General features: G+C 53.4%; 13 protein-coding genes and 1 pseudogene. 12 read left to right on the top strand and 2 right to left on the bottom strand.

All coding sequences use genetic code 11. The annotated features are described in order from the left end of the window. Positions 1-21 precede the first annotated feature (21 nt). The 6 genes from ispF (at position 22) to rpoS (ending at position 5,232) form a co-directional block, all read left to right on the top strand. On the top strand, positions 22-501 hold the full coding sequence (gene ispF, locus HV041_RS01815; RefSeq protein ID WP_121584983.1) for a 2-C-methyl-D-erythritol 2,4-cyclodiphosphate synthase: 480 nt from the start codon (positions 22-24) through the stop codon (positions 499-501). Beyond that, positions 498-1,547 (top strand): tRNA pseudouridine(13) synthase TruD, encoded by a 1,050-nt coding sequence (gene truD, locus HV041_RS01820; RefSeq protein ID WP_101741642.1) that lies wholly within the window; start codon positions 498-500, stop codon positions 1,545-1,547. The genes ispF and truD overlap by 4 nt, the downstream gene beginning before the upstream one ends. Next, a complete protein-coding gene (gene surE / locus HV041_RS01825) occupies positions 1,528-2,289 on the top strand; it encodes a 5'/3'-nucleotidase SurE (protein ID WP_003825728.1) in 762 nt (253 codons plus the stop codon). Before truD ends, surE begins: the two co-directional genes overlap by 20 nt. Then, positions 2,283-2,909: a protein-L-isoaspartate(D-aspartate) O-methyltransferase gene (locus tag HV041_RS01830; RefSeq protein ID WP_061068474.1), complete on the top strand. Its 627-nt coding sequence runs from the start codon at positions 2,283-2,285 to the stop codon at positions 2,907-2,909. Before surE ends, HV041_RS01830 begins: the two co-directional genes overlap by 7 nt. Positions 2,910-3,095: 186 nt before the next feature. Then, a complete protein-coding gene (gene nlpD / locus HV041_RS01835; RefSeq protein ID WP_306308092.1) occupies positions 3,096-4,178 on the top strand; it encodes a murein hydrolase activator NlpD in 1,083 nt (360 codons plus the stop codon). Between the two features lie 61 nt (positions 4,179-4,239). Beyond that, positions 4,240-5,232, top strand: a complete 993-nt coding sequence (rpoS, locus tag HV041_RS01840; protein ID WP_000081498.1) for an RNA polymerase sigma factor RpoS — start codon at positions 4,240-4,242, stop codon at positions 5,230-5,232. Positions 5,233-5,328: 96 nt separating this feature from the next. On the opposite strand, the gene HV041_RS01845 is transcribed toward rpoS, so the two are convergent. Continuing rightward, positions 5,329-5,733, bottom strand: a complete 405-nt coding sequence (locus HV041_RS01845; protein ID WP_121584982.1) for a MarR family transcriptional regulator — start codon at positions 5,731-5,733, stop codon at positions 5,329-5,331. Positions 5,734-5,892: 159 nt separating this feature from the next. Between HV041_RS01845 and HV041_RS01850 the strand changes: the two genes are divergently transcribed. The 4 genes from HV041_RS01850 to HV041_RS01865 all read left to right on the top strand — a co-directional run bounded on the left by HV041_RS01850 (position 5,893) and on the right by HV041_RS01865 (position 8,652). After that, positions 5,893-6,486, top strand: coding sequence for a non-oxidative hydroxyarylic acid decarboxylases subunit B (locus tag HV041_RS01850; RefSeq protein WP_048213053.1), 594 nt, complete (start codon positions 5,893-5,895; stop codon positions 6,484-6,486). Next, entirely contained in the window at positions 6,486-7,913 is a 1,428-nt protein-coding gene (locus tag HV041_RS01855; RefSeq protein ID WP_121584981.1) for a non-oxidative hydroxyarylic acid decarboxylases subunit C, read from the top strand. The genes HV041_RS01850 and HV041_RS01855 overlap by 1 nt, the downstream gene beginning before the upstream one ends. A 10-nt stretch (positions 7,914-7,923) precedes the next feature. After that, positions 7,924-8,160: a non-oxidative hydroxyarylic acid decarboxylases subunit D gene (locus HV041_RS01860; RefSeq protein WP_048213051.1), complete on the top strand. Its 237-nt coding sequence runs from the start codon at positions 7,924-7,926 to the stop codon at positions 8,158-8,160. 339 nt (positions 8,161-8,499) lie between these two features. Next, a complete protein-coding gene (locus HV041_RS01865; RefSeq protein ID WP_003034202.1) occupies positions 8,500-8,652 on the top strand; it encodes a Hok/Gef family protein in 153 nt (50 codons plus the stop codon). A gap of 109 nt (positions 8,653-8,761) precedes the next feature. Here the strand turns inward: HV041_RS01865 and mutS are convergent, their stop codons facing one another. Then, positions 8,762-11,323 carry a DNA mismatch repair protein MutS gene (gene mutS / locus HV041_RS01870; RefSeq protein ID WP_121584980.1) on the bottom strand — a complete coding sequence of 854 codons (2,562 nt, stop codon included), beginning with the start codon at positions 11,321-11,323 and terminating at the stop codon, positions 8,762-8,764. Positions 11,324-11,475: 152 nt separating this feature from the next. Here mutS and HV041_RS24955 point away from each other — a divergent pair, with 152 nt between their 5' ends. After that, positions 11,476-11,718: a DUF4102 domain-containing protein gene (locus HV041_RS24955; protein WP_316277767.1), complete on the top strand. Its 243-nt coding sequence runs from the start codon at positions 11,476-11,478 to the stop codon at positions 11,716-11,718. A gap of 23 nt (positions 11,719-11,741) precedes the next feature. Beyond that, positions 11,742-12,251 (top strand): annotated as a pseudogene (locus HV041_RS01880) (integrase core domain-containing protein); the annotation flags it as partial. Positions 12,252-12,409: the final 158 nt, after the last annotated feature.

Genomic DNA, 12,409 nt, shown 5'->3' on the forward strand with positions numbered 1-12,409 from the left:
TGTATATCAGGAGAAGGCATAATGCGAATTGGACACGGTTTCGACGTACACGCTTTTGGAGGAGTTGGCCCAATTATCATTGGTGGTGTGCGCATCCCGTATGAAAAAGGATTGCTGGCGCATTCTGATGGCGACGTGGCGTTACACGCGTTAACCGATGCTCTGCTGGGCGCGGCTGCGCTGGGGGATATCGGTAAGCTATTCCCGGACACCGACCCGGCCTTTAAAGGTGCAGATAGTCGTGAATTATTGCGTGAAGCCTGGCGGCGTATTCAAGCCAAAGGCTATGCGCTTGGTAATGTGGATGTGACAATTATTGCCCAGGCGCCGAAGATGCTGCCGCACATTCCACAAATGCGTGTGTTTATTGCCGAAGACCTCGGCTGCCATATGGATGATGTTAACGTGAAAGCGACCACCACGGAAAAACTCGGTTTTACCGGGCGTGGGGAAGGGATTGCCTGTGAAGCGGTGGCGTTACTCATTAAGGCAACGAAATGACTGCGTTTGAAGATCTGACGTATCTCCATGGCAAACCACAAGGCCATGGCGTTCTGAAAGCGAATCCGGAAGACTTTGTCGTCGTCGAAGATTTAGGCTTTGAGCCGGATGGCGAAGGCGAGCACATTTTGGTGCGTATCCTGAAAAACGGCTGTAACACCCGTTTTGTCGCTGACGCGCTGGCGAAATTCCTGAAAATTCACGCCCGGGAAGTCAGCTTTGCTGGCCAGAAAGACAAGCATGCGGTCACGGAACAGTGGCTGTGCGCGCGTGTACCGGGCAATGCGATGCCTGATTTAAGCAAATTTGAGCTTGAAGGCTGTAAAGTGCTGGAGTACGCGCGCCACAAGCGTAAGCTGCGTTTAGGGGCGCTGAAAGGCAACGCGTTTACGCTGGTGTTGCGTGAAGTGAGCGAGCGTGATGATGTTGAAGCGCGTTTACAGGCGATTAGCGAGCGCGGCGTACCGAACTATTTCGGCGCTCAGCGTTTTGGTATCGGCGGCAGCAACCTGCAAGGGGCGTTGCGCTGGGCGCAAAGCGATGCGCCGGTGCGCGATCGCAATAAACGCAGTTTTTGGTTGTCGGCGGCCCGTAGCGCGTTGTTTAATCAGATAGTCAGTGAACGCCTGAAAAAAACAGACTTTAATCAAGTTGTTGACGGCGATGCGCTACAATTGTCGGGACGCGGAAGCTGGTTTGTCGCCACACAGGAAGAACAAACTGAATTACAGCGTCGCGTCGATGAGAAAGAATTGATGATAACAGCGGCATTGCCGGGTAGCGGTGAGTGGGGAACTCAGCGCGATGCGCTGGCGTTTGAAGAAGCCGCTATTGCTGATGAAACCGCGCTACAGTCTCTGTTATTGCGCGAGAAAGTCGACGCGTCGCGACGCGCTATGTTGCTGTATCCACAACAATTAAGCTGGAACTGGTGGGATGACGTAACCGTTGAGTTGCGCTTCTGGCTACCGGCAGGTAGCTTCGCCACCAGTGTTGTAAGGGAACTTATTAACACAATGGGTGATTATGCGTATATTGCTGAGTAACGATGATGGGGTCCACGCGCCCGGTATACAAACGCTGGCGAAAGCGCTGCGTGAGTTTGCTGACGTACAGGTGGTTGCCCCGGATCGTAACCGCAGTGGCGCGTCTAACTCGCTGACGCTGGAGTCTTCACTTCGCACGTTTACCTATGATAATGGCGATATCGCTGTACAAATGGGGACACCCACCGACTGCGTCTATCTGGGCGTGAACGCATTAATGCGTCCGCGTCCGGACATTGTCGTTTCTGGTATTAACGCGGGTCCTAATCTGGGTGATGATGTTATCTATTCCGGTACCGTGGCGGCGGCGATGGAAGGTCGTCATCTGGGGTTCCCTGCGCTGGCGGTCTCACTCGATGGGCATAAACACTACGATACTGCTGCCGCAGTAACCTGCCGAATTTTACGCGCGTTAAGCCGCGAACCGCTGCGCACCGGTCGCATTCTGAATATCAACGTGCCGGATTTACCGCTGGATCAGATCAAAGGTATTCGCGTTACCCGCTGCGGCAGCCGCCATCCGGCGGATCAGGTGATTCCACAGCAGGACCCCCGCGGCAATACGCTGTACTGGATCGGACCACCGGGCGAAAAATGCGATGCCGGTCCGGATACGGATTTTGCTGCCGTTGATGAAGGTTATGTTTCCATCACGCCGCTGCATGTCGATTTAACCGCATATGGCGCGCATGAGGTGGTTTCTGACTGGTTAGACAGCGTGGGAGCCGACACGCAATGGTAAGCAGACGCGTACACACTCTTCTTGAACAATTACGTGCGCAGGGCATCAGAGATGAGCATGTCCTGGATGCGCTCGCCGCCGTACCGCGTGAAAAGTTCGTTGATGAGGCGTTTGAACATAAGGCCTGGGATAATATCGCCCTGCCGATTGGCCAGGGGCAGACCATCTCACAGCCCTATATGGTGGCTCGCATGACCGAGCTGCTGGAGCTAACGCCGCAGTCTCGGGTGCTGGAAATTGGTACCGGCTCTGGCTACCAGACGGCGATCCTGGCTCATCTGGTGCATCACGTGTGCTCTGTTGAGCGCATTAAAGGTTTGCAATGGCAGGCGCGTCGTCGCCTGAAACAGCTTGATTTACATAATGTTTCGACCCGTCATGGTGATGGATGGCAAGGCTGGCAGGCGCGAGCGCCGTTTGACGCTATCATTGTGACGGCAGCACCGCCTGAGATCCCAACGGCATTGATGATGCAGTTGGATGAAGGCGGCATTCTCGTCTTGCCCGTGGGCGATGAGCACCAGTTTTTGAAACGGGTGCGTCGTCGGGGAGGCGAATTTATTATCGACACCGTGGAGGCCGTACGCTTTGTTCCCTTAGTCAAAGGGGAGCTGGCGTAGCTAACGCTGCTGAATACCTGGAGTTTTCCTGGATATTCTGGAATTAGTAAGCGTATCGTGGTCACGTTTTCCAGTGTCCATTCCGATGCCTTGCACGGTGATTACGTCACTGGGTATTAACCAAATTTTCCTGGGGGATAAATGAGCGCGGGAAGCCACAAATTTACCGTTCGCCGCATGGCGGCATTGTCACTGGTTTCGTTATGGCTGGCAGGTTGTTCAAACACCTCGAATCCACCAGCGCCGGTCAGCTCTGTTGGCGGCAATGCATCATCGAACACCAGCTCCGGCATGCTGATCACGCCTCCACCAAAAATGGGATCAACGGCGACAGTACAACAAACGCCACAGATTCAACCGGTGCAACGCCCGGCGACTCAGCCAACACAGGTTCAGCCGGTTGCAGAACAGCCTGTCCAGATGGAAAACGGGCGGATTGTGTACAATCGTCAGTATGGGAATATTCCGAAAGGTAGCTATACGGGTGGCAGTACCTATACTGTTAAGAAAGGCGACACGCTTTTCTATATTGCCTGGATTACCGGGAACGATTTCCGTGACCTCGCACAACGCAATAACGTTCCGGCCCCGTATGGCCTGAATGTCGGACAAACTCTGCAAGTGGGCAACGCGTCGGGTGCACCGATTACCGGTGGTAATGCCATCACCCAGGCGGATGCAGCACAGCAAGGAGTTGTGACCAACCCTGCACAAAATTCCACCGTTGCTGTTGCTTCGAAACCAACAATTACGTATTCTGAGGATTCAGGTGAACAAAGTGCTAACAAAATGTTGCCGAACAACAAGCCTGCTGGGACCGTCGTCACAGCGCCTGTAACGGCTCCGGCAGTTAGTGCAACCGAATCGACTGCAAGCTCAACTTCTACCAGTTCGCCGATTTCTACCTGGCGCTGGCCGACTGACGGCAAAGTGATCGAAAACTTCGCAGCTACCGAAGGTGGCAATAAAGGGATCGACATTGCAGGCAGCAAAGGACAGGCTATTGTCGCGACCGCAGATGGACGCGTCGTGTATGCCGGTAATGCGCTGCGTGGTTACGGTAATCTTATTATCATCAAACACAACGATGATTACCTGAGTGCCTACGCCCATAACGATACAATGCTGGTCCGGGAACAACAAGAAATCAAGGCGGGGCAGAAGATAGCTACCATGGGTAGCACCGGAACCAGTTCTACACGCTTGCATTTTGAAATTCGTTACAAGGGGAAATCCGTAAACCCGCTGCGCTATTTACCGCAGCGATAATTCGGCGGAACCAGGCTTTCACGTGCTAGTTCCGTTAGGGATCACGGGTAGGAGCCACCTTATGAGTCAGAATACGCTGAAAGTTCATGATTTAAATGAAGATGCGGAATTTGATGAGAACGGAGTAGAGGCTTTTGATGAGAAAGCCTTGAGTGAAGAGGAACCCAGTGATAACGACCTGGCTGAAGAAGAGCTGTTATCGCAGGGGGCCACACAGCGTGTGTTGGACGCGACTCAGCTTTACCTTGGTGAGATTGGTTATTCGCCACTGTTAACAGCCGAAGAAGAAGTTTATTTTGCGCGTCGCGCACTGCGTGGAGATGTCGCTTCTCGCCGCCGCATGATTGAAAGTAACCTGCGTCTGGTGGTGAAAATTGCTCGTCGTTATGGCAATCGTGGTCTGGCATTGCTGGACCTGATTGAAGAGGGCAATCTGGGGCTTATCCGTGCCGTCGAGAAGTTTGACCCTGAGCGCGGGTTCCGCTTCTCAACATACGCAACCTGGTGGATCCGCCAGACGATCGAACGGGCGATTATGAATCAAACCCGTACGATCCGACTGCCGATTCACATTGTAAAAGAGCTGAATGTCTATCTGCGTACCGCGCGCGAGTTGTCGCATAAACTGGACCACGAACCGAGTGCAGAAGAGATTGCGGAACAACTGGATAAACCGGTTGATGACGTCAGCCGTATGCTCCGACTCAACGAGCGCATTACTTCGGTAGACACCCCGCTGGGTGGCGATTCCGAAAAAGCGTTGCTGGATATTCTGGCCGACGAAAAGGAAAACGGTCCGGAAGACACCACGCAAGACGATGATATGAAACAGAGCATCGTCAAATGGCTGTTCGAACTGAACGCCAAACAGCGTGAGGTGCTGGCACGTCGTTTTGGTCTGCTGGGGTACGAAGCTGCGACACTGGAAGATGTGGGCCGTGAAATTGGCCTGACCCGTGAACGTGTTCGTCAGATTCAGGTTGAAGGCCTGCGTCGTCTGCGTGAAATCCTGCAGACGCAGGGGCTGAATATCGAAGCGCTGTTCCGCGAGTAAGCACAAGTTCTATCAAGAAAGGCCAGTCTCATTGGGACTGGCCTTTTTCTTTAGCGGACATGCAGGCCAGATAAGGCAGAGCCGCCATCAGGGAAATTACCCCATCATCTTACGCACCAGATACGTAAACTGTTCGCGTTCTTGCGCGCTAAGCCGCCCGAGAAACTCATTATCTATACTGTCTCCCAGTTGTGTCACATGGGTAAGCAATGCATCACCCTCAGGCGTGAGATAGACAAATCGCCTGCGTTTATCTGCCGGATCGTGCTCGCGTTTTACCAGCCCCCGACTTTCCATTCGGCTCAGCATTTCCGCAAGCGTAGCTTTCGTGCTCACCGCGGCCTCTGTTAAGTCAACTTGCTCGATACCAGGACGTTCAGCAATGGCCCGCATCACTGCGTACTGAGGTTTAGTCAGTTCCGGTAATGCCTGCTGCCAGCGAGCCGTATGCTTTTGAAAAAGCTGGCGTAGTAAGTGAAACGCGGTATTTCGTAACTCCATGGGAACTCCGGGCAAACGATCGGTCTCTATCATAGCGGGTAACGCGTGATTTTTTAACAAGCGCGACTTTAGCTATCTGTGCCAGGTGTCCTTGCCCGGAGTCGGTTGTGGGAGTATGTTAAGTAAAATGTTCGTACACGAACAATATTGAGGGGTTGAATGAGACTCATCGTAGGAATGACCGGGGCAACAGGAGCGCCGCTTGGTGTGGCGCTGCTACAGGCGCTGCGACAAATGCCGGATGTGGAAACTCATCTGGTGTTATCGAAGTGGGCGAAAACGACGATTGAGCTGGAAACGCCGTACCGCGTTCACGATGTGTCTGCGCTGGCGGACTACTGCCACCATCCGGCGGACCAGGCGGCGAGTATTTCCTCCGGGTCGTTTCGCACTGACGGCATGGTTGTTATCCCCTGTAGCATGAAAACGCTGGCCGGTATTCGGGCTGGGTATGCGGACGGGCTGGTGGGGCGTGCTGCTGATGTGGTGCTAAAAGAAGGGCGCAAGCTGGTGCTGGTTCCGCGTGAAATGCCGCTGAGCACCATTCATCTGGAAAATATGCTCGCACTTTCCCGTATGGGCGTCGCAATGGTTCCGCCGATGCCCGCGTTTTATAACCATCCGCAAACGGTCGATGACATTACGCAGCACATTGTCGCTCGCGTTCTCGATCAGTTTGGTCTGGAACACCCAAACGCCCGTCGCTGGCAGGGATTACGGCAGGCGCAGAATTTTTCACAGGAGAATGAGTAATGGCATTTGATGATTTGCGCAGTTTTTTGCAAGCGCTGGACGACCAGGGACAATTGCTGAAAATCAGTGAAGAAGTGAACGCTGAACCGGATTTAGCGGCTGCTGCCAATGCCACCGGGCGTATTGGTGACAGCGCGCCTGCGCTGTGGTTTGACAACATTCGTGGATTTACCGATGCCCGTGTGGCGATGAACACTATCGGCTCCTGGCAGAACCACGCAATCTCGTTGGGTTTGCCACCGAATACGCCGGTGAAAAAACAGATCGATGAATTTATTCGCCGCTGGGATAAATTTCCGGTTGCACCAGAACGTCGCGCCAATCCGGCGTGGGCGGAAAACAGCGTCGACGGCGACGATATTAACCTGTTTGATATTCTGCCGTTGTTTCGTCTGAACGATGGTGACGGTGGTTTCTACCTTGATAAAGCCTGCGTGGTTTCGCGCGATCCGCTGGATGTCGACAATTTCGGTAAGCAGAACGTCGGTATTTACCGTATGGAAGTAAAAGGCAAGCGTAAGCTGGGCCTGCAACCGGTGCCGATGCACGATATCGCGCTGCACCTGCATAAGGCGGAAGAGCGCGGCGAGGATCTGCCAATTGCCATCACCTTTGGCAACGATCCGATCATCACTCTGATGGGGGCGACGCCGCTGAAGTACGATCAGTCTGAATACGAAATGGCGGGGGCACTGCGTGAAAGCCCGTACCCGATCGCCACCGCACCGCTCACTGGTTTTGACGTACCGTGGGGCTCTGAGGTGATCCTTGAAGGGGTCATCGAAAGCCGCAAACGTGAAATAGAAGGGCCATTTGGCGAATTTACCGGTCACTACTCTGGCGGGCGCAACATGACCGTGGTGCGCATTGATAAAGTGTCTTACCGTACGAAGCCGATTTTTGAATCACTCTATCTCGGCATGCCGTGGACGGAGATCGATTACCTGATGGGCCCGGCGACTTGTGTGCCGTTGTACCAGCAACTGAAAGCAGAATTCCCTGAAGTGCAGGCGGTTAACGCCATGTATACCCACGGTTTGCTGGCGATTATCTCCACCAAAAAACGCTACGGCGGCTTTGCCCGTGCGGTGGGGCTGCGGGCGATGACGACGCCGCATGGTCTGGGCTATGTGAAGATGGTGATTATGGTTGATGAGGATGTTGATCCGTTCAACTTACCGCAGGTGATGTGGGCGCTGTCGTCGAAGGTTAACCCGGCGGGCGATCTGGTGCAGTTGCCGAATATGTCGGTACTGGAACTGGACCCAGGCTCCAGCCCGGCAGGTATTACTGACAAGCTGATTATTGATGCCACTACCCCGGTTGCCCCGGATAACCGTGGCCATTACAGCCAGCCGGTATGTGATTTACCGGAAACGAAAGCCTGGGCTGAAAAGCTGACCGCCATGCTGGCCAACCGTAAATAAGGAGATGCAGATGATTTGTCCACGTTGTGCTGATGAACACATAGAATTGATGGCGGTCTCGCCGGTAAAAGGTGTCTGGACGGTTTATCAGTGTCAGCATTGTCTGTACACCTGGCGCGATACCGAACCGCTACGGCGTACCAGCCGTGAGCACTACCCGCAGGCGTTTCGCATGACGCAGAAGGATATTGATGACGCACCGATGGTGCCGAGTATTCCACCGCTGCTGGCAGAAGATAAGCGCTAATCAACACGCCGGATGCGGCTTCGCCTTACCCGACCTACATATAGCGGTATTTTGTAGGCCCGATAAGCATAGCGCCATCGGGAAGGACACACCAATATTAAGCCTCGGAATATCCGGGGCTTGTTATTTTGCGAGCAGGCTCGTAGCAAATGGCTTAATTTGTTCGAAGAGATGACTTCTGCAATAGAATAGCTGCGGGTGCTTGAGGCTTTCTGGGCTTTGAGCATTTGTAAGGTCCCGGAAAGACAAAAGCCCCAGGAGATAGTTCTATCAACCTGAGGCTAGCGTTCAAACCTAGACCATTTGGATGTTAGTCTCTTCTTTGCAGGGAGGCAAGACATGCTGACAAAATATGCCCTTGTGGCAATTGTAGTGCTGTGTTTCACGGCGCTGGGATTCACGTTAATGGTGCGAGATTCGTTGTGCGAGTTAAGTATTAAAGAACGTGGTATGGAGTTTAAAGCTGTTCTCGCTTACGAACCGAAGAAGTAGCAACAACGCGGGGGAAACCCCGCGTCTTGATGGCTTGGTTTCGGCCTCTCGCACCCATTCTCGCGTTGCCGTAGGCCCGATAAGCAAAGCGCCATCGGGCACTTTCATACTACACCAGACTCTTCAACCGGTAGATCCACTCCAGCGCCTGGCGCGGTGTTAGCGAATCCGGGTCGAGGTTTTCCAGCGCTTCAACGGCGGGCGAGGTTTCTTCAGGCACTGAAAGCAGCGACATCTGTGTACCATCGACCTGGGTCGCGGCAACGTTTGGCGCAATGCTTTCCAGTTCGCGCAGTTTTTGCCGCGCGCGTTTAATAACCTCTTTCGGCACGCCTGCCAGGGCAGCTACTGCCAGACCATAGCTCTTGCTCGCCGCACCATCCTGTACGCTGTGCATGAAGGCGATGGTATCGCCGTGCTCTAACGCATCCAGATGCACATTCGCGACGCCCTCCATTTTTTCCGGTAACTGAGTCAGTTCGAAGTAGTGGGTGGCAAACAACGTTAATGCTTTGATTTTATTGGCCAGGTTTTCCGCGCACGCCCATGCCAGCGACAGGCCGTCGTAGGTGGAGGTGCCGCGCCCAATCTCATCCATCAGCACCAGGCTGTTCTCGGTGGCGTTATGCAGAATGTTGGCGGTTTCGGTCATTTCTACCATGAAGGTAGAACGACCGGATGCCAGATCATCAGCCGCGCCCACACGGGTAAAGATACGGTCGATTGGACCTATTTCTACCTTTTGTGCCGGCACATAGCTGCCGATGTAGGCCAGCAACGCAATCAGCGCGGTCTGGCGCATATAGGTGCTTTTACCGCCCATATTTGGCCCGGTGATAATCAGCATCCGCCGCTGCGGGGAAAGGTTAAGCGGGTTGGCGATAAACGGCTCACTGAGCACCTGTTCCACCACCGGATGGCGACCCTCTGCAATACGGATACCGGGCTTATCGCTGAATGTCGGGCAGGTGTAGTTTAGGGTATAAGCGCGTTCGGCCAGGTTGACCAGCACGTCCAGCTCTGCCAGTGCGCTGGCGCTCTGCTGTAAATCCGCCAGATGCGGCAACAGCATGTCGAACAGCTCATCATACAGCTGTTTCTCCAGAGCCAGCGCTTTACCTTTTGAGGTCAGAACTTTGTCTTCGTACTCTTTCAGCTCAGGAATAATGTAGCGCTCGGCATTTTTCAGCGTCTGACGGCGCACATAGTTAATCGGCGCCAGGTGGCTCTGTCCACGGCTGATCTGAATGTAGTAACCGTGGACGGCGTTAAATCCAACTTTCAATGTGTCCAGGCCGGTGCGCTCGCGCTCGCGGATCTCCAGTCTGTCCAGATAATCAGTTGCGCCATCAGCCAGCGCTCGCCATTCGTCCAGCTCTTCGTTATAGCCCGGTGCGATAACGCCACCGTCGCGTACCAGCACTGGCGGGGCATCAACCACGGCACGCTCCAGCAGTTCACGCAGTTCCGTGAACTCGCCCATTTTCTCGCGCAGCATCTGTACGGGAGCGCTGTTTACGTTTTCCAGTTGAGCGCGCAGTTCCGGTAATTGCTGGAAGGCGTGACGCATCCGCGCCAGATCGCGTGGGCGCGCGGTACGCAGTGCCAGACGTGCCAGAATACGTTCCAGATCGCCCACCTGGCGTAGTACGGGTTGCAATTCGCTGGTGGAATCCTGCAGCGCGCCGATGGTCTGCTGGCGCTCGATCAGTATCTGCGTATCGCGCACCGGCATATGCAGCCAGCGTTTGAACATACGGCTACCCATTGGCGTCACGGTGCAATCGAGCACCGATGCCAGCGTGTTTTCTACGCCACCGGCCAGGTTCTGGGTAATTTCCAGATTGCGGCGCGTGGCGGCATCCATAATGATACTGTCCTGCTGGCGTTCCATGGTGATGGAGCGAATATGTGGCAGTGAGGTGCGCTGGGTATCTTTTACATATTGCAGCAGGCAGCCAGCAGCGCATAATCCACGCGGCGCGTTTTCCACACCAAAGCCGATCAGATCCCGTGTGCCAAACTGCAGGTTTAACTGCTGGCGGGCGGTATCAATTTCAAACTCCCACAGCGGACGACGACGCAGGCCGCGACGGCCTTCGATCAGCGACGTTTCTGCGAAATCCTCGGCATACAGCAATTCGGCAGGATTGGTGCGCTGTAGTTCCGCAGCCATCGTCTCACGGTCTGCGGGTTCACTGACGCGAAAACGCCCGGAGCTGATGTCCAGTGTGGCGTAGCCAAAGCCTTTACTGTCCTGCCAGACGGCGGCCAGCAGGTTGTCCTGACGTTCCTGTAAAAGTGCTTCATCGCTGATGGTGCCCGGTGTGACGATGCGTACCACTTTGCGTTCAACCGGCCCTTTGCTGGTTGCTGGATCGCCAATCTGCTCGCAAATAGCGACAGATTCCCCCTGGTTGACCAGCTTAGCGAGGTAGTTTTCCACCGCATGGTGGGGAATGCCCGCCATCGGGATGGGCTCGCCTGCCGATGCGCCACGTTTGGTCAGCGAGATATCGAGCAGCTGCGACGCACGTTTCGCGTCGTCATAAAACAGTTCGTAAAAGTCGCCCATGCGGTAAAACAGCAGGATCTCCGGGTGCTGAGCCTTCAGCTTGAGATACTGCTGCATCATGGGGGTGTGAGAGTCTAGATTTTCTATTGTACTCATTGGAGTGTGATGTCCATATTTCTTAATTTTTAATGAGTTAGTGAATTTTATGGTTATCATTAGGTTTCACGTTGTCTCATCGAATATCATGAAACCCTACAGTTAACAGTAGGAATTCATGACTGCATAAGGTGCATGATAACGGAGTCTTTATGGTAGTAAAACAAGAGGAAAAGCCACTTTCGTTTAAAGCGGTAAAAATGATGAAGCCCGGTGGCAAAGATGAAGCTTACGTGGGCGAAAATCGTGGTTTACGTCTCTCATGTGGTGCCACCGGGATGAAGTCTTTTTCCTACCGTTACGTGAGTCCCCGACTGGTAAACTTGTTCAGTTTAAAATTGGTAACTTTCCACAACTTCTCTCGTTTGCTGCACGTTTTAAACTCCACGAATTAAAGCTTCTCCGTCAGGCCTGCCGGAGTCTGAACCAGAACTGGTCTATCGACTTTATGCCTGATACCCAGGTCTGTGGCCGTCGTTTTCGCACGTTCAATGTCGTTGATGACTTTAACCGTGAGGCGTTGTCGATTGAAATCGAACTGAATCAGCCAGCTCTGCGCGTGGTCCGTGTGCTCGACAGGATCGCGGCAAATCGCGGCTATCCGGTCACGTTACGCATGGATAATGGTCCGGAATTTATCTCACTGGCACTGGCTGAATGGACAGAGAAACATGCAGTAAAACTGGAGTTTATCCAGCCGGGTAAGCCGACACAGAACGCTTTTATTGAGCGCTTTAACCGAACATACCGTACAGAAATACCCGATTTTTATCTGTTCAGAATGCTGAATGAAGTGCGGGAAATCACGGAGAAATGGTTATCTGAATATAACTGTGAACGCCCGCATGAATCACTGAACAATATGACACCGGAGGAATACCGACAGCACTATTATCTGGCCGGGATCTCAAAAAATGCCTGGAACTAAAACGGGTCTATTTACACCACACCCCAATGTACCATTGAAGTGTGGCTGGTGAAGTTTGTATCAAATTACTCATTCATTTCGTGGTTGCTCTTTTTTATCTTATTGAATATCGATAATACCCGTCAGGATGCGGAAACGAGGTTTTAGAGGCATAAGCA

It is taken from the genome of Citrobacter sp. RHBSTW-00029, assembly GCF_014104295.1.
In the GTDB taxonomy this organism is placed as follows: domain Bacteria; phylum Pseudomonadota; class Gammaproteobacteria; order Enterobacterales; family Enterobacteriaceae; genus Citrobacter; species Citrobacter youngae.

Coding starts and splice junctions, on each gene's coding strand:
- ispF (WP_121584983.1), top strand. CDS start 22: ATGCGAATTGGACACGGTTTCGACGTACACGCTTTTGGAGGAGTTGGC.
- truD (WP_101741642.1), top strand. CDS start 498: ATGACTGCGTTTGAAGATCTGACGTATCTCCATGGCAAACCACAAGGC.
- surE (WP_003825728.1), top strand. CDS start 1,528: ATGCGTATATTGCTGAGTAACGATGATGGGGTCCACGCGCCCGGTATA.
- HV041_RS01830 (WP_061068474.1), top strand. CDS start 2,283: ATGGTAAGCAGACGCGTACACACTCTTCTTGAACAATTACGTGCGCAG.
- rpoS (WP_000081498.1), top strand. CDS start 4,240: ATGAGTCAGAATACGCTGAAAGTTCATGATTTAAATGAAGATGCGGAA.
- HV041_RS01845 (WP_121584982.1), bottom strand. CDS start 5,733: ATGGAGTTACGAAATACCGCGTTTCACTTACTACGCCAGCTTTTTCAA.
- HV041_RS01850 (WP_048213053.1), top strand. CDS start 5,893: ATGAGACTCATCGTAGGAATGACCGGGGCAACAGGAGCGCCGCTTGGT.
- HV041_RS01855 (WP_121584981.1), top strand. CDS start 6,486: ATGGCATTTGATGATTTGCGCAGTTTTTTGCAAGCGCTGGACGACCAG.
- HV041_RS01860 (WP_048213051.1), top strand. CDS start 7,924: ATGATTTGTCCACGTTGTGCTGATGAACACATAGAATTGATGGCGGTC.
- HV041_RS01865 (WP_003034202.1), top strand. CDS start 8,500: ATGCTGACAAAATATGCCCTTGTGGCAATTGTAGTGCTGTGTTTCACG.
- mutS (WP_121584980.1), bottom strand. CDS start 11,323: ATGAGTACAATAGAAAATCTAGACTCTCACACCCCCATGATGCAGCAG.
- HV041_RS24955 (WP_316277767.1), top strand. CDS start 11,476: ATGGTAGTAAAACAAGAGGAAAAGCCACTTTCGTTTAAAGCGGTAAAA.